Here is a 14,795-nt window from a genome sequence, read left to right on the forward strand (position 1 = left end):
CATAGACGATGTTCGACAACCTGGAAAAACCCCTGGCCGACCGCATGCGGCCGCGCCGGCTGGAAGAATACATCGGCCAAAAGCACCTGCTGGCAACCGGCAAGCCGTTGTACCAGGCCATCCTGGCCGGCCGGCTGCATTCCATGATCCTGTGGGGACCGCCGGGCACCGGCAAGACTACCCTGGCGCGACTGGTGGCGGCCCACGCCGACGCCGAATTCATCACCCTCTCCGCCGTGCTGTCCGGCGTCAAGGAAATCCGCGAGGCGGTGGCCCAGGCCAAGGCCAACCGCCTGCAGAAAAACCGCCGCACTATCCTGTTCGTGGACGAAGTGCACCGCTTCAACAAGTCCCAGCAGGACGCTTTCCTGCCCCACGTGGAGGACGGCACCTTCTGGTTCATCGGCGCCACCACGGAAAATCCCTCCTTCGAGGTGAACAACGCGCTGTTGTCCCGCGCCCGCGTCTATGTGCTGAAGTCCCTCACCGAAGCCGATTTGTTGGAGGTGCTGGAGCAGGCCATCAGCGACGAGGACCGCGGCCTGGCCGGCGAGGAAATCATCGACTTTCCCCAAGAGCTGCGTGGCTGGTTCGTCAAGGCCGCCGACGGTGACGCGCGGCGCTTGCTCAACCTCATAGAAATCGCCGTGGAACTGGCGGAAGCGCAGGGCGGGCGTAGGCTGGTCACCGACGCCATCGCCCAGGAAGTGCTGGCCGGCGGCACCCTGCGCCGCTTCGACAAGCAAGGCGAAGAGTTCTACAACCAGATTTCCGCCCTGCACAAATCCGTGCGCGGCTCGGCGCCGGACGCCGCCCTCTACTGGCTATGCCGCATGCTGGACGGCGGCTGCGACCCCGTCTACCTGGCCCGCCGCATCGTGCGCATCGCTTCGGAGGACATCGGCAACGCCGACCCCCGCGCCCTGGAACTGTGCCTCAACGCCTGGGACGTGCAGGAACGCCTGGGCAGCCCGGAAGGCGAGCTGGCCCTGGCTCAGGCCGTGGTGTATTTGGCCTGTGCGCCGAAAAGCAACGCCGTCTACGTGGCCTATAAACTGGCCCGCGACGACGCTGCCAACACCGGCAGCCTGGGTGTGCCCCTGCACCTACGTAACGCCCCCACCAAACTGATGAAACAGTTGGATTACGGCAAGGAATACCGCTACGCCCACGACGAACCGGACGCCTACGCCGCCGGGGAGAATTATTTCCCGGAAGAAATGGGCCAGCGCCAGTATTACCAGCCGGTACCGCGCGGGTTGGAAATCAAGATCGCCGAAAAGCTGGCGCGGTTGCGGGGGTTGGACGGAGAAGGGCAGGCAGGCGCGACATAGCGGGCTCGGTTCGCCCCGATGCTGCCCCCATCGGGGGCCAATAGACGCGTCTCCAGCAGCGCCGATGCTTCAGCGCCGCTCCGGCTTGAAAAAACTCAAGGGGTAGAACGTGTCGCGCCAGCGTATGCCGCCGCGCCAGGTGATCAGCACGGCCGAGCGCCACAGCGCCCACAGGCACAGCACGATGGCGGCGGGCAGGGCGAAAACCGCATGGGCGCCGGTGCCGGCGCGCTGATTCCAATAGGCGTACAAGACATTGAGCGCGGCCAGGGCCGCGAGCCAACCGGTCGCGCCTTGGCTCTGGACGACGGCGACGTAGGGCGCCGCCAGCAATCCCAGGTACAGCGCGCTGAAGCCGAGCAGATAGGGCCAGGAGAACTCCATGGCGGCGAAGCTGTTTTTTTCCACGCCGTTAATCAAACCGGCGACGCCCACTTGCCAACGCACTTGCAACAAGTCGTCGCCCATCAGCAATTCGCTGCGGCCGCCGGCCGCCTTCACGGCGCGGCCCAGGCGCATATCGTCGATGATTTCGGTGCGCAGGGCTTCGTATCCGCCCACGGCTCGATAGGCGCCGGTTCGCACCAGATTGAAGGCGCCGACGCCGGCATAGGCGCTGCGGGCGTTGCTGGCCATGGCCCAGGGGCGCACCGACAGGATGAACAGCATGCCCATGAAATAGGTGAGGGCGTTTTCCCAATAACCGCCGGGCAGGGCCTTGGGCAGCAGGCACAGGTGGTCCAGTTCCCGTCCCAGCGTGTGGCGCAAGGCGATGCGGAGGGTTTGCGGCGCGAACAGCACGTCGCCGTCGGTGAACACCAGGTATTCGCCCGAGGCTTGGCTGGCGCCCTGGTGCATGGCGTGGGTCTTGCCCAGCCAGCCGGCCGGCAAATCCTGGACGTGAATGCAGCGCAGGCGCGGGTCGCGGGCGGCAAGCCGGTCCATTTGCTCGCCGGTGCCGTCGTTGGAGCGGTCGTTCACGGCGACCACTTCCAAGGCCGGATAATCCAGGGCCAGCAGGGATTGCAGGCAAGGGCCGATGGCCGCGGCTTCATTGCGCGCCGGCACGATTACGCTGACCTTGGGCCATGCGGCGGGCGTCGGGCTGGCTGAGACCCGTCGCGTCAGCACGGCGCCGCGCAGAAAGCGCGCGGTACGCAGGCCGAACCATAGCCAAAATCCCGCGGCCAGCCAGCCCAGGGCTGTTACGATGACGTTTATTGTATCCATCAAGTCTCTCTTAATTGCCCGACCATGTCCGAGCCGATTCCCATTTTCGCCCTCGCCAGCGGCCGTTCCGGCACCCTGCATCTGGCGCGTCTCATGGCGCTCAATACCGTGGATTGCGCCTGTCGCCACGAGCCCTATTTCGATCGGGGCAATCCTACCCTGTTCGGGCCGCCCATCGACTGGGCGGCCGCAGGCGACGTGGCTCGCATTCGCGCGTTGCTGACGGATAAGCGCGCCGCCATCGCTCGCTACGGCACAGGCCATTATTTGGAAACCAGCCACGCCTTTCTGAAATCCGCCTACACGGCCGCGGCGGAGGTTTTTCCCAACCTGCGTTTGATTCACCTGATCCGCGATCCGCTCAAAGTGGCGCAGAGCGAGGCCAACCGCGAGGCCTTGGTGCGGCGCTTGCGCTTGCCGGGCCGGCACTACCGCGGCGGTGACGGACAAACGTATTTTCGCTGGGCGTTGACCGGTAAGGAAGCGATTTTCGGCGCTTTTCGGGACGAGGCGCTGACGCCCCTGCAGTGGTATTTGCTGCAATGGCTGGAAATCGAGAACCGCGCCATGGCTTTCCTGGCGGAACACGGCTTGGCGTCGCGCTGTTTCACCCTGCGGGTGCCGGAGGATTTGAACGATGCCGAGCAAATCGAGCGGTTGTTGGCCTTCCATGGCTTGACGCGCCGACCCGGCCCGCTGCGGCGTCCCCGCCGCCGCAACCTCAATCCGTTTCAGCCGACGCGCATCGGCGCGGAGCAGGAGCGTCAGGCCCGGGCGGTATTGGCGCGGCTGCCCGACGGCTACCTGGCGTTGCTGCGTCAAGCGCCTTACAGCCGCTGCGCCTGGCGAGAGCGCTTCCTCTCCCTGGCGCCGGGTTAGCGCGATTCGGTTGAGGCGGGCCCGCCGCTGCTGGGACAATGGCCGTTTCGGTTCCCATACGGGTTGAGCGGCATGACAGAGAAAACAGACAGCATCGGATTTATCGGCATCGGTCTCATGGGCCGGCCCATGGTTTTGCGCTTGTTGCAGGCCGGTTACGCCGTGACGGTGTGGAACCGCAGCCCCGCGAAGCTTGCGCCGGTGCTGGCGGAGGGCGCTGTGGAGGCGGCCGGCATCGCCGATTTGGCGCGAGCCTCCGACGTGGTGATGTTGTGCCTGGCTGACACGGCGGCGGTGGAGGACGTGGTGTTCGGCCCCAACGGCCTCGCCGCGGCGGCGGCGCCGGGCAAGCTGCTGGTAGATTTGTCCAGCATCGAGCCCCAGGCTACCCGGCGGTTCGCCGCCCGCTTGCGGGAGACTTGCGGCATGGCTTGGGTGGACGCGCCGGTGTCCGGCGGCGTGCCGGGGGCGGAGCAGGGCACGCTGGCCATCATGGCCGGCGGTGCGGCGGCGGAGGTGGACCGCGCCCGGCCGGCGCTGGCGGCTTTCAGTCGGCAAGTGACGCGCATGGGCGAGGTCGGCGCGGGCCAGATCACCAAAATCTGCAACCAGATGATCGTCAGCTGCAACGCCCTGGTGATCGCCGAAATGATCGCCCTGGCCCAGCGCGCCGGGGTGGACGCGGCGAAGATTCCCGAGGCCCTGGCCGGCGGCTTCGCCGATTCCAAGCCTTTGCAGATCCTCGGGCCGGAAATGGCCGAGCGGCGTTTCGAGCCGGTGAAGTGGCGGGTAAAGACCCTGCTGAAAGACCTCAACATGGCGGTGGACCTGGCGCGGGGCAACGGCAGCGCCGTTCCCATGTCGGGGCTGGCGGCGCAGCTGATGCAGTGCCACGGCGGCAACGGCCACCTGGAAGCCGATCCCGCCACCCTCATCAAGCTGTATCTGGGCGGGGAGGGCGAGGCATGCTGAAGTTCTCCGCCAACCTGAGCCTGCTGTTCACCGAACGGCCTTTGGAAGAGCGTTTCGCCGCCGCCGCCCGGGCGGGGTTCGGCGCGGTGGAAATCCAGTTTCCCTACGAATTGCCCGCCGAACGGATCGCCGAACTGACCGCCGCCGCGAAGGTGGAGCTGGTGCTGTTCAACCTGCCGGCCGGCGATTTGATGAGCGGCGGCGAAGGCCTGGCGGCGGTGCCGGAGCGATGCGGCGAGTTCCGCCAGGGGGTGGCGTTGGCGCTGGATTATGCCCGCGTGCTCAAACCCAAGGCCGTCAACGTGCTGCCGGGCCGCTGTCTGCATAACGAACGCGCCGGCGAATACCTGCAAACCCTCGGGGCCAATTTGCGCCTGGCCGCCGATGCCTTTGCCGAGCTGGGCGTGCGGACGGTGTTCGAGGGCATCAATACTTTCGACATGCCCGGTTTCCTGGTGAACCGGGGGCAGCAGATGCTGGATTTGTTGGCGGAACTGAATCACCCCAATCTGGCCTTGCAGTACGACATCTACCACATGGCGCGCATGGGCGAAGATCCGGCGGGGTTTATCGCCGCCCACGCCGGCAAAATCGGCCACATCCAATTCGCCGACGCGCCGGGGCGGGGCCAGCCGGGAACCGGCGACTTGGATTTCGCCGCGCTGTTCGCGGCGGTGGCGGCTTCCGGTTACCGCGGCTACGTGGGGGCGGAGTACCGGCCGGTGGGCTCTACCGAGCAGAGCCTGGGCTGGCTGGCCGGCTAGGGAACCCCGGAAAAGTTCCAGCGGATTTGGCGCGTCTCCGCCAACAGGCGCTGCGCCGCTTCGTTGTCCGGGTGCTTTTCCAGCACGCTTTCCAAGAGCTGCTTGGCGCTGTCGTTGGCGCCCAGCTCCAGGTACAGTCGCGCCAGCCGCAGCTGCACGAAGAGATTGGTGGGGAAGCGTTCCAGGAAGTCGCGGTAGACGCCGACGGCGGCTTGGGGTTGGCCGGTGAGCTTCAGCAGTTCGGCGTATTGCGGGTGGTAGATGGGCGAGAGCTGGGCCAATCCTTCCAGGGCGAATAGCGCATTGTCGCCGTCGGCTCGTTCCAGGCAGATTTGCGCGACGCGCAGCAGGGTGTCTTCCAGAATGGTTTCGGCTTGGTCCTTCAAGTCGATGATGGCGATGTAGGATTGCAGCGCCGCCTGCGGATCGTTGTTCAGTTCGGCCAGGTAGCCGTCCACCAGCAGCCGGTAAGGTTGCGCTTCTTCTTTGGCCGGGTGTTCCTCCAGGGCCATGGCCAGTTTTTTCAGTTCGTCGGGCTGCTGGTTCTTCAGCAGGGAGCGGGCCCGGTGGCGTGAGGCGGACAGGGCGCTGTTGCGCTTGGCGTCGTTGAGGTGGGTGGTGTCGGTTTGGTGCAGCAGCGTTTCGTATTGTTGCGTCAATTCGTCCAAGGCGGCGCGCTGCTCGGCCGTCAGTCGCTCGGCGGCGGCCGGGTGCCGGGCCAGCCAGAGGGCGGCGCGGCGGAAATGGCGGTCGTCTTTCCAGCGGGGCAACACCTTGTCCCAGTCCGGCGTGTCGGATTCTTCCTGACGGCGGCATTCCAACCGGTCCAGGGCGGCGTCCACCAGCTTCACCAGTTTGTCCGCGCCGTCCCGGTAAGCTTTGTAGTAAGCCTCGCCGGTGCTTTTCGCTTCGGTTTCGTCCATTTCTTCCGCGTCGAAAGGCTTGGCCAGCTTGATGAGGTCGCGGATGCCGAGCGTCTTGATGAGCTGGCTGAACAGCGGATGATCGGCGTCGAGCTGCTCCTCGATCCGGTCCATGCGTTCCTTGGCCGCCACGTCGACGATGGAAAGGCCGTCTTCCGAATACATGCGGCCGTTGCAGTCCAGCGCTTCTTCCGCCAGCGCCTTGACGGCGTCGGAGTGGCGTTTGGCGTTGCGCAGGTCCGCTTCCAGCGCGTCGTAGTGGCGGCGTTTCTCGTCTGCGCCGGGGATGGCGATGCGCAGCCCGGCGGCGGCCGGCGCCGGCAATTCGATTTCGTCCAGGGGCCGGTGTTCCACATTGGCGACGCGCGCCGCGTTGGGCGACGGGTTGATGACTTCCATGCCGGCTTCTTTGGCTTTGCCCGCTTGCACGCCCATGGAGAGGATGGCGTTGGCCAAGTCGGCCGTGGTGTTGGCGTACCAGCCGCCGTTGGTCTGGGTGCGCATGCCGGACAGGGTGAAGCGGGGGCCGGCGGCCCGCTCGTTGCTGCCTTTGGCGTGGGTATAGCCTTCGGCGCTGAAGCACAGGTCGATGCCCGTCAGGATGACGCGGTTGAACCCCATGGCGGTGGCCACCGCCAGGGCGGTGTTGGTGACGGTGGGGCCGGGGTGGGGCAGGGTGGCCGGGTTGAGTTCGGAGTCCCAGGGCAACAGCGCGCCCAGGTACAGGCTGGGGCCGTGCCATTGCCCCAGCAGCAGCGGATTGGCGTGGTCGGCGCAGACGAACACCACATTGTCCGGGTATTTCATCATTTCCCGGCTGATGTCGAAGCTGAGATCGGTGGGATCCACGGAAAACACGAAGTCCGGCGTCAGCCCCACTTCCAGCAGGCGGCGGGCGATGCGGGAGACGGCCAGCAGCACCAGCCGATCCCGGTTGGCCGCGATCCACGGCAGCGCTTCGTCCAAGGACGGGCCGCCGCCCATCAAGACGGCGGTGCGGCCTTGGTAGGCGTCGCGCAGCAGGGTGGCCGAGACGACGTTGTCCGCGCAGTTCTGCACGGTGCAGGCGATGAAGTTTTCGCCGCCGATGTTGGCGATGGTTTCCCAGCGCAGTTGCGTCAGCTCGTCGTCCAGTTTCCAGGACAGCTCCACATATTCGCTCAGATTGGCGTCCCTGGCGGCGATGGAAAGCTGCAAGGAAACGCCGTTGATATAGAAATATTCGGTGATCTTGAATCGCTCCGCCGCCATCCGCCAGTTGTCGTGGCTGACGCAGGCGATTTCCTCGTGGTCTTCGGCCAGCAGGCCGGCCTCTTCCAGCTTCGCCAGCACGTGGGGCGGTTCGATGAAGAGGTAGCGCGTGCCTTTGGGCAGGCCCTTGCGCAGGATGTGGCGGATCAGCAGGCCGGAGTCCGTGCCGACGACGACGTTGAGGCGGTGTTCCTCGAACAGCTCGGCGCCGAAGTAGCCGTCGAACACCGCCGCCGAACCGATTCGGGCGAAGGCTTCGCGGTTGATGTCGTAAATATATTCGTCGCCGAAGACGTTGACGCAAAACTCGAGGGGGGCGGTTGCGGTATCCACGAATGGGGGCGCCTTGCAGGGGTGGGAGGGGGCGCGGTGCTCTAAGCATCTAATCGCTAAGGCATTATAGGCACGGCTAGGATAATAGGCTAGACTCGCCGCCTGGCATGGCGGAGCGGGACGAGGAGGCTTGCATGGGAGACGGCTTGGTTTTGGTGACGGGGGCGGACGGCTTCATCGGCTCTCACTTGACCTAAATGCTGGCGGCGCGGGGGCGGCGGGTGCGCGCCCTGGTGCAATACAACTCCTTCAACTCCTGGGGCTGGCTGGACCGCTCGCCCCGCGCCAAAGACATGGACGTGGTGGCCGGCGACGTGCGCGACCCGCATTTCTGCCGGCAACTGATGCGCGACGTGGACACGGTGTTTCACCTGGCGGCGCTGATCGCCATTCCATACTCTTACGTGGCGCCCGACAGTTACATCGACACCAACGTCAAGGGCACGTTGAACATCTGCCAGGCGGCGCTGGACGCGGGCGTCAAGCGGGTGATCCATACCTCCACCAGCGAGGTTTACGGCACGGCGCAGTATGTGCCCATCGACGAAAAACATCCGTTGCAGCCGCAATCGCCCTACAGCGCCTCGAAAATCGGCGCCGACCAGATCGCCTTGAGCTTTCACCACGCCTTCGGCCTGCCCGTGACCGTGGCGCGGCCGTTCAACACCTATGGCCCGCGCCAGTCGGCAAGGGCGGTGATCCCCACCATCATCAGCCAGATCGCCGCCGGCCGCCGCAGCATCAGCCTGGGCGACACCACGCCGACGCGGGACTTCAACTACGTGGAAGACACCTGTCGCGGCTTCCTCGCCATCGCCGGGGCGGACGGCGCGGCGGGCGAAGTGCTCAACATCGGCTCGGACACGGAAATTTCCATCGGCGACACCTTCGCCCTCATCAACGAGCTGATGGGCGGCGACGCCGAACTGGCCCATGACGCGCAGCGGGTGCGCCCGGCCGGCTCGGAAGTATTCCGCCTGCGCTGCGACAGCCGCAAGCTGCGCGAGCTGACCGGATTCCAGTCGCAAGTGGACCTGCGGGAAGGGCTGTCTCGCACCATCGCCTGGTTCACCGAGCCGGACAATCTCAAAGCCTACAAGGCCGACATCTACAACGTTTAGGATACGTTCCATGCGTTTGAGCGAGACGGAACGCCAAGCCATCCGCAGCGCCGTCGCGGCACGCGACCCCGTCGCTACCGTGTTCCTGTTCGGTTCGCGGGCGGACGACGCCGCCAAGGGCGGCGACATCGATTTGCTGGTGCTGTCGCGCTCCATCGATTTGATGGCCAAGCTGGATATCCTCGGCGAGCTGCACAGCCGCCTGGGCGAGCGTCGCATCGACCTGGCCGTGTATCCCGACTTGTCCGCGCCCTTCGCCCGCATCGCCAGGCAAAACGGGGTGCCGCTGTGAGCCGGGATAAGGCCGCCCTGCTGCGGGAGGAGCTCGCCGGTTTGCGCGGCGCGGCCCAGCATTTGCGCTATTCCTGGCAACGCAGCGACGAGGTGCTGGCGCGCGACGATTGGGACGATGCGGCGCTGGAGCGCCTGGAATCCCTCGCCAGCCGCTTCGCCCGCTTGGCGGACTTGGTGCGCATCCGCGAATTGCGCAACCTGATCGCCCACGAATATGCCGGCGACAAGCTGGCGGAAATCTACCGAGCGGTGGCGCGGCTTGCGCCGGTGCTGCTGGACGTGGTCGAACGCACGGCGGCTTATGGCGACGACGCTTTGCGGCGTTATGGCAGGCTGATGGGGGGATGATGGCCGAAGCTGCTTTGGAAGCGAAAATCCTGGCCGCGCTGCGCACGGCCCTGCCGGAAACCCCGCACCCGGTGGCCCTGCACGAACCGCGCTTCGCCGGCCGCGAGTGGGAGTATGTGAAGGAATGCCTGGACACCGGCTGGGTGTCCTCGGTGGGCAAGTTCGTCGACCGTTTCGAGGCCGACTTGGCCGCCTACATGGGCGTGAAACATGCGGTCGCCACGGTCAACGGCACGGCGGCTCTGCACGTGTGCCTGCTGTTGGCGGGCATTGCCGCCGACGATGAGGTGCTGGTGCCCAGCCTGACCTTTATCGCCACGGCCAACGCCGTGGCCTATTGCGGCGCCACGCCGCACTTCGTCGACAGCGACGAAGCCAGCCTGGGCGTGGCGCCGGCCAAGCTGGCCGATTACCTGGCGGGCATCGCGGAAGTCACGGCGCAAGGTTGCCGCAACCGGCTGACGGGCCGGCCCATCAAAGCCCTGTTGGTGATGCACGCCTTCGGCCATCCGGCGGACTTGGACGGCCTGGCCGAACTGTGCGAACGCTACCGGCTGACGCTGATCGAGGACGCGGCGGAATCCCTCGGTTCCTATTACCGCGGCCGCCATACCGGCCAGTGGGGCCTTTTGAGCGCGGTGAGCTTCAACGGCAACAAGATCGCCACCACCGGCGGCGGCGGCGCGCTGCTCACCAACGACAGCGCGTTGGCCAAGCGCGCCAAGCATCTCACCACCACCGCCAAGCTGCCCCACGCCTGGGAGTTCGTCCACGACGAAGTCGGCTACAACTACCGCCTGCCCAACCTCAACGCCGCCCTGGGCTGCGCCCAGCTGGAGCAGATGGAAGGCTTTCTCGCCGCCAAGCGGCGGCTGGCCGAACGTTACGCCGAGGCTTTCGCCGGCCTGGCGGGCGCGCGTTTCTTCACCGAGCAGGCCCATGCCCGCAGCAATTATTGGTTGAACGTGCTGCTGTTGGACCCGGCGCAGGCCGCCAGCCGCGATACGGTCCTGCAAGCCACCCACGACGCCGGCTTCCTCACCCGCCCCATCTGGACGCCCATGCATCGGCTGTCCATGTACCAAAACTGTCCCCGGATGGACTTGGTTGTCACCGAGGACTTGCACCGCCGCGTCGTCTGCCTGCCCAGCAGCGTGGTGCTGGGATGACGCCGCGCAGCGTCTGCGTCGTCAGCGGATCGCGGGCCGATTACGGCCTGCTGCTGCCGGTGATGCGCGCCTTGCAGGCCGATCCGGCGTTCCGGTTGCAGGTCGCCGTGACCGGTATGCATCTGGCGCCGGAATACGGTTTGACCTACAAGATCGTCGAGGCCGACGGCTTCGCCATCGACGCCCGCGTTGACGTGCTGGTGTCCAGCGACACGGCGGCGGGCAACAGCAAGTCGGTGGGGCTGGGCGTCATCGGCTTCGCCGACGCCTTCGAGCGGCTGCAGCCGGACTGGGTGCTGCTGCTGGGCGACCGCTTCGAGATTTTCGCCGCCGCCCAGGCCGCCTTGCTGGCGCGTTTGCCCATCGCCCATATCGCCGGGGGCGATGTGACCGAAGGGGCGTATGACGAGGCCTTGCGCCACGGCATCAGCAAAATGGCCCAGCTGCATTTCGTCACCAACGCCGACGCCGCCCGCCGTTTGCGGCAGATGGGCGAGGACCCGGCCAACGTGCACAACGTCGGCAGCCCGGCGCTGGATTTGCTGAGGGACATGACGTTTTGGGGGCGCGGGCAATTGGAGCTGTCCCTGGCGTTCCGCCTGCGGCCGCGCAACCTGCTGGTGACGTACCATCCGGAAACCCTGTCCGAGGGCAACGAAGAGGCCATGGCCGAATTGTTCGCCGCCCTGGAGGGCCTGGGGCAGGAGGTCGGCCTGATCTTCACCAAGCCCAACGCCGATGCCGGCGGCCAGGCCATCGCCGCTGCCATCGACGCTTTCGTCGCCGCCCATCCCAATGCAGTGGCGCATACCTCCCTGGGTCAACAGCGCTATTACAGCCTCATGGCGCAGGTGGACGCGGTGGTGGGCAACTCTTCCAGCGGCTTGTACGAGGCGCCCAGCTTCGGCCTGCCCACGGTCAACATCGGCGACCGCCAGAAAGGCCGCTTGCGCGCCGCTTCCGTCATCGACTGCCCGGCGCGGCGCGAGGCCATCGCCGCCGCCATCGCCGCCGCCTGGAGCCTGGATTGTTCCGAAGCGGTCAATCCTTACGGCGACGGCCAGGCGGCCGGCCGCATCCTTGAAGTGCTGCGCGCTGTCAACGAACCGCGGCGTTTGTTGCAAAAACATTTCCACGACTGGCAGGAAAACCGCGGCAACCTTGTTCCCCCTCTCCCTCAGGGAGAGGGTTGGAGTGAGGGGGGAGACAAAACACCATGACAAGCGTCTACGTCATCGCCGAAGCGGGCGTCAACCACAACGGCTCGGAGGACCTGGCGCGGCAGCTGGTGGACGCCGCCAAGGCCGTCGGTGCCGACGCGGTGAAGTTCCAGTCGTTCAAGCCGGAAGCCCTGGTCAGTCGCCATGCGCCCAAGGCGGATTACCAGCAGCAGACCACCGGCAAGGACGAATCGCAGTTGCGCATGCTGCAAAAACTGGCCTTGCCGGAAGGCGTGCAACAAGCGCTGAAAGACTATTGCGGACAGATCGGCATCGATTTCCTGTCCTCGCCCTTCGACTTGGACAGCGCGCGCTGGCTGTTGGATGGCCTGGGCATGGACACCATCAAGCTGGGTTCCGGCGAAATCACCAACGCGCCGTTGTTGCTGGAAATCGCCCGCAGCGGCGCCAGGCTGATCCTCTCCACCGGCATGAGCCGCCTGGGGGAGGTGGAAGAGGCGCTGGGCGTTTTGGCTTACGGCTATTCCGGCCAAACCGCGCCGCCCAGCCGCCGCGCTTTCGCCGCCGCCTGGACGGAGGCGGAAGCCAGGGCCGCTTTGCGCGGCAAGGTTTCCCTGCTGCACTGCGTCACCGAATATCCCAGCCCGCCTGGGCAGGTGAACCTGCGCGCCATGGACGCCTTGGCCGCCTTTGGCCTGCCGGTGGGCTATTCCGACCACACGCCGGGCATCGCCGTGCCCATCGCCGCCGTGGCGCGCGGGGCGCGCATCGTCGAAAAGCATCTGACCCTCGACCAGAACCTGCCGGGGCCGGACCACAAGGCCTCCCTGGCGCCGGCCGAATTCGCCGCCATGGTGGCGGGCATCCGCGAGGTGGAACAGGCCTTGGGCGACGGCGTGAAAGTGCCGGCGCCTTGCGAGCTGCGCAACGCCCCGGTGGCGCGCAAGAGCCTGGTGGCGGCGCGGCCCCTCAGGCTGGGCGAAGTCTTCGACGCCGCCAACCTCACCGTCAAGCGCCCCGGCAGCGGCCGTTCGCCCATGGATTATTGGGACGTGCTGGGCACGGCCGCCGGCCGCGACTACGGCGACGACGAAGTCATCGACCCATGAACGAGCCTAACCGTTCCGAGCGGGCGCCGGTGCTGCTGCTGGGCGGCGGCGGCCATGCCCTGGTGCTGTGGGAGGTGCTGGCCATGGGGAAACGCGAGGTATGCGGTTTTGTCGATCCGGCGCCGCCGGAGCAATTGGCCTTGTTCCGTCACGGCCGTTGGCTGGGCGGGGACGCGGCGGTGCTGGGGTTTGAGGCCGCGGCGGTGGAGCTGGTCAACGGCGTCGGCTCCGTCGATAGCACGGCGGTGCGGCGCAACGTCTTCGAGCGTTTCGCCGGCCGCGGCTACCGTTTCGCCGGCCTGACCCATCCGGGCGCCTTGGTCAGCCGCTTGGACGTGGCGCTGGGGCAGGGGGTGCAAATTCTTGCCGGTGCGGTGGTGGGGCCGGCGGCAAAATTGGGCGATAACGTGCTGGTCAACAGCCGCGCGGTGGTGGAGCACGACTGCGTGGTGGGCGACCATTGCCATATCGCCAGCGGCGCCGTGCTGTGCGGCGGCGTGCGGCTGGGGCGGGGCGTGCACGTGGGGGCGGGGGCGACGGTTATCCAGGGTGTGGTTGTGGGCGATGGCGCGATCATTGCTGCGGGAGCCGCGGTAATCGAGGACGTGCCGCCCGCCACCCTGGTGGCGGGCGTGCCGGCCCGCAGCAAACGGACCATCGAATTATGAAAGATTGGAAAATCGTCGCCCTTGCCGCCGAAGCCAGCATGAAAGAGGCTTTGGCCGTGATCGACAAGGGCGCCATGCAGATCGCCCTGGTGGTGGACGGTGAAGAACACCTGTTGGGCACCGTCACCGACGGCGACATCCGCCGCGCCCTGCTGCGCGGCGAGCCGCTGGACACGCCGGTAAGCCGGTTCATGAGCGCCAACCCCTATACCGGCCTGCTGGAGGAGGACGAGGACATTTGGCAGCGCACCATGCAGCGCTACAGCCTCAAGCACTTGCCGCTGCTGGATTCCACCGGCCGGGTGCGCGGACTGGCCACCTACGTGCCGCCGGCCGAGCCGCGTCGCCCCAACTGGGTGGTGCTCATGGCCGGAGGGCTGGGCAGCCGCCTGGGCCCGCTCACCCAGCATCAGCCCAAGCCGCTGCTGAAAGTGGGCGAGAAGCCCATCCTGGAAACCATCATCGAAAATTTCCTGGCCCAGGGCTTTTACCGCTTCTACATCTGCATCAATTACAAAGGCCAGATGATCCGCGATTATTTCGGCGACGGCAGCCGCTGGGACGCGGAAATCACCTACGTGGAGGAAAACCGCCGCATGGGCACGGCCGGCGCCTTGAGCCTGTTGCCGGAAGCGCCGCAACTGCCGCTGATCGTCATGAACGGCGATTTGCTCACCAAGGTGGACTTCGTTCGCCTGCTGCAATTCCACCGGCGCAACCAGGCCGCCGCCACCTTGTGCGTGCGGGAGCACAGCCATACGGTGCCCTACGGCGTGGTGGAGATGGACGGCTACGCCGTGACCGGCCTGGTGGAGAAGCCGACCCAGCGTTATTACGTCAACGCCGGCATCTACGTGCTCAACCCCGACGTGCTGGGACGCATCCCCGGCGACAGCTATTACGACATGCCGACCCTGCTCAACGACCTGTTGGCCGGGAGGCAGCCGGTGTTCAGTTTTCCCTTGCGCGAATACTGGATCGATATCGGCCGCATGGGCGATTTCGAGCAGGCGCAGACCGATTACGGCGAGATTTGGGAAGGGCCGTGAACGGTCGTCGTCCGTCGTCGAGGGGCGTTGCGGTATAACCTATCCTTATGATTCGTCTATGCGGGGGCGCCGGGAAACCGTGATATTGTGAGGGGGTTTGCAAAAATACACTCGACGTAATCATGCCCCTTTTCGCAACGACCAATCTCAACCGACGGCAGGCGGTTGGC

Annotated in this window: 14 protein-coding genes; 12 read left to right on the forward strand and 2 right to left on the reverse strand. The window is 66.2% G+C overall.

Annotated features, from left to right (window positions below):
- The first annotated feature begins 8 nt into the window (after window positions 1–8).
- On the forward strand, window positions 9–1,334 hold the full coding sequence (locus tag K5607_RS04450; protein WP_221048323.1) for a replication-associated recombination protein A: 1,326 nt from the start codon (window positions 9–11) through the stop codon (window positions 1,332–1,334).
- A gap of 69 nt (window positions 1,335–1,403) precedes the next feature.
- On the opposite strand, the gene K5607_RS04455 is transcribed toward K5607_RS04450, so the two are convergent.
- Window positions 1,404–2,564, reverse strand: a complete 1,161-nt coding sequence (locus tag K5607_RS04455) for a glycosyltransferase (RefSeq protein ID WP_221048324.1) — start codon at window positions 2,562–2,564, stop codon at window positions 1,404–1,406.
- 24 nt (window positions 2,565–2,588) lie between these two features.
- On the opposite strand from K5607_RS04455, the gene K5607_RS04460 reads away from it, so the two are divergent.
- From K5607_RS04460 to K5607_RS04470, 3 genes are all read left to right on the forward strand, one after another.
- Window positions 2,589–3,443: a sulfotransferase gene (locus K5607_RS04460; RefSeq protein ID WP_221048325.1), complete on the forward strand. Its 855-nt coding sequence runs from the start codon at window positions 2,589–2,591 to the stop codon at window positions 3,441–3,443.
- A 72-nt stretch (window positions 3,444–3,515) separates the two neighbouring features.
- Complete coding sequence (locus K5607_RS04465; protein WP_221048326.1) at window positions 3,516–4,415, forward strand: NAD(P)-dependent oxidoreductase; 900 nt, start codon at window positions 3,516–3,518, stop codon at window positions 4,413–4,415.
- The gene (locus tag K5607_RS04470) at window positions 4,409–5,179 is read left to right on the forward strand and encodes a hydroxypyruvate isomerase family protein (RefSeq protein WP_173586106.1); all 771 of its coding nucleotides are present in this window, start codon (window positions 4,409–4,411) and stop codon (window positions 5,177–5,179) included. The genes K5607_RS04465 and K5607_RS04470 overlap by 7 nt, the downstream gene beginning before the upstream one ends.
- On the opposite strand, the gene K5607_RS04475 is transcribed toward K5607_RS04470, so the two are convergent.
- Complete coding sequence (locus tag K5607_RS04475; protein ID WP_221048327.1) at window positions 5,176–7,686, reverse strand: 6-hydroxymethylpterin diphosphokinase MptE-like protein; 2,511 nt, start codon at window positions 7,684–7,686, stop codon at window positions 5,176–5,178. The genes K5607_RS04470 and K5607_RS04475 overlap by 4 nt on opposite strands.
- Window positions 7,687–7,883: 197 nt before the next feature.
- On the opposite strand from K5607_RS04475, the gene K5607_RS04480 reads away from it, so the two are divergent.
- From K5607_RS04480 to K5607_RS04515, 8 genes are read left to right on the forward strand one after another with little or no spacing between them, the layout of a single operon-like run.
- Window positions 7,884–8,807: a GDP-mannose 4,6-dehydratase gene (locus K5607_RS04480; RefSeq protein WP_246598951.1), complete on the forward strand. Its 924-nt coding sequence runs from the start codon at window positions 7,884–7,886 to the stop codon at window positions 8,805–8,807.
- A gap of 10 nt (window positions 8,808–8,817) precedes the next feature.
- Window positions 8,818–9,099 carry a nucleotidyltransferase family protein gene (locus tag K5607_RS04485; protein WP_054773820.1) on the forward strand — a complete coding sequence of 94 codons (282 nt, stop codon included), beginning with the start codon at window positions 8,818–8,820 and terminating at the stop codon, window positions 9,097–9,099.
- Window positions 9,096–9,449: a hypothetical protein gene (locus K5607_RS04490; protein ID WP_054773821.1), complete on the forward strand. Its 354-nt coding sequence runs from the start codon at window positions 9,096–9,098 to the stop codon at window positions 9,447–9,449. The genes K5607_RS04485 and K5607_RS04490 overlap by 4 nt, the downstream gene beginning before the upstream one ends.
- Window positions 9,446–10,618, forward strand: coding sequence for a LegC family aminotransferase (locus tag K5607_RS04495; protein ID WP_246598952.1), 1,173 nt, complete (start codon window positions 9,446–9,448; stop codon window positions 10,616–10,618). Before K5607_RS04490 ends, K5607_RS04495 begins: the two co-directional genes overlap by 4 nt.
- The gene (gene neuC, locus K5607_RS04500; RefSeq protein ID WP_221048328.1) at window positions 10,615–11,838 is read left to right on the forward strand and encodes a UDP-N-acetylglucosamine 2-epimerase; all 1,224 of its coding nucleotides are present in this window, start codon (window positions 10,615–10,617) and stop codon (window positions 11,836–11,838) included. Before K5607_RS04495 ends, neuC begins: the two co-directional genes overlap by 4 nt.
- Window positions 11,835–12,908 carry an N-acetylneuraminate synthase gene (gene neuB, locus K5607_RS04505; protein WP_221048329.1) on the forward strand — a complete coding sequence of 358 codons (1,074 nt, stop codon included), beginning with the start codon at window positions 11,835–11,837 and terminating at the stop codon, window positions 12,906–12,908. The genes neuC and neuB overlap by 4 nt, the downstream gene beginning before the upstream one ends.
- Entirely contained in the window at window positions 12,905–13,576 is a 672-nt protein-coding gene (locus K5607_RS04510) for an acetyltransferase (RefSeq protein WP_221048330.1), read from the forward strand. The genes neuB and K5607_RS04510 overlap by 4 nt, the downstream gene beginning before the upstream one ends.
- Complete coding sequence (locus tag K5607_RS04515) at window positions 13,573–14,625, forward strand: nucleotidyltransferase family protein (protein ID WP_246598953.1); 1,053 nt, start codon at window positions 13,573–13,575, stop codon at window positions 14,623–14,625. The genes K5607_RS04510 and K5607_RS04515 overlap by 4 nt, the downstream gene beginning before the upstream one ends.
- Window positions 14,626–14,795: the final 170 nt, after the last annotated feature.

This window comes from Methylogaea oryzae, from assembly GCF_019669985.1.
Classification (GTDB): Bacteria; Pseudomonadota; Gammaproteobacteria; order Methylococcales; family Methylococcaceae; genus Methylogaea; species Methylogaea oryzae.

Excerpts from the sequence above, each read along its gene's own strand:
- K5607_RS04515 (WP_246598953.1), top strand. The coding sequence starts at position 13,573 with ATGAAAGATTGGAAAATCGTCGCCCTTGCCGCCGAAGCCAGCATGAAA.
- K5607_RS04480 (WP_246598951.1), top strand. The coding sequence starts at position 7,884 with ATGCTGGCGGCGCGGGGGCGGCGGGTGCGCGCCCTGGTGCAATACAAC.
- neuB (WP_221048329.1), top strand. The coding sequence starts at position 11,835 with ATGACAAGCGTCTACGTCATCGCCGAAGCGGGCGTCAACCACAACGGC.
- K5607_RS04470 (WP_173586106.1), top strand. The coding sequence starts at position 4,409 with ATGCTGAAGTTCTCCGCCAACCTGAGCCTGCTGTTCACCGAACGGCCT.
- K5607_RS04465 (WP_221048326.1), top strand. The coding sequence starts at position 3,516 with ATGACAGAGAAAACAGACAGCATCGGATTTATCGGCATCGGTCTCATG.
- K5607_RS04495 (WP_246598952.1), top strand. The coding sequence starts at position 9,446 with ATGATGGCCGAAGCTGCTTTGGAAGCGAAAATCCTGGCCGCGCTGCGC.
- neuC (WP_221048328.1), top strand. The coding sequence starts at position 10,615 with ATGACGCCGCGCAGCGTCTGCGTCGTCAGCGGATCGCGGGCCGATTAC.
- K5607_RS04485 (WP_054773820.1), top strand. The coding sequence starts at position 8,818 with ATGCGTTTGAGCGAGACGGAACGCCAAGCCATCCGCAGCGCCGTCGCG.
- K5607_RS04450 (WP_221048323.1), top strand. The coding sequence starts at position 9 with ATGTTCGACAACCTGGAAAAACCCCTGGCCGACCGCATGCGGCCGCGC.
- K5607_RS04455 (WP_221048324.1), bottom strand. The coding sequence starts at position 2,564 with ATGGATACAATAAACGTCATCGTAACAGCCCTGGGCTGGCTGGCCGCG.
- K5607_RS04510 (WP_221048330.1), top strand. The coding sequence starts at position 12,905 with ATGAACGAGCCTAACCGTTCCGAGCGGGCGCCGGTGCTGCTGCTGGGC.
- K5607_RS04460 (WP_221048325.1), top strand. The coding sequence starts at position 2,589 with ATGTCCGAGCCGATTCCCATTTTCGCCCTCGCCAGCGGCCGTTCCGGC.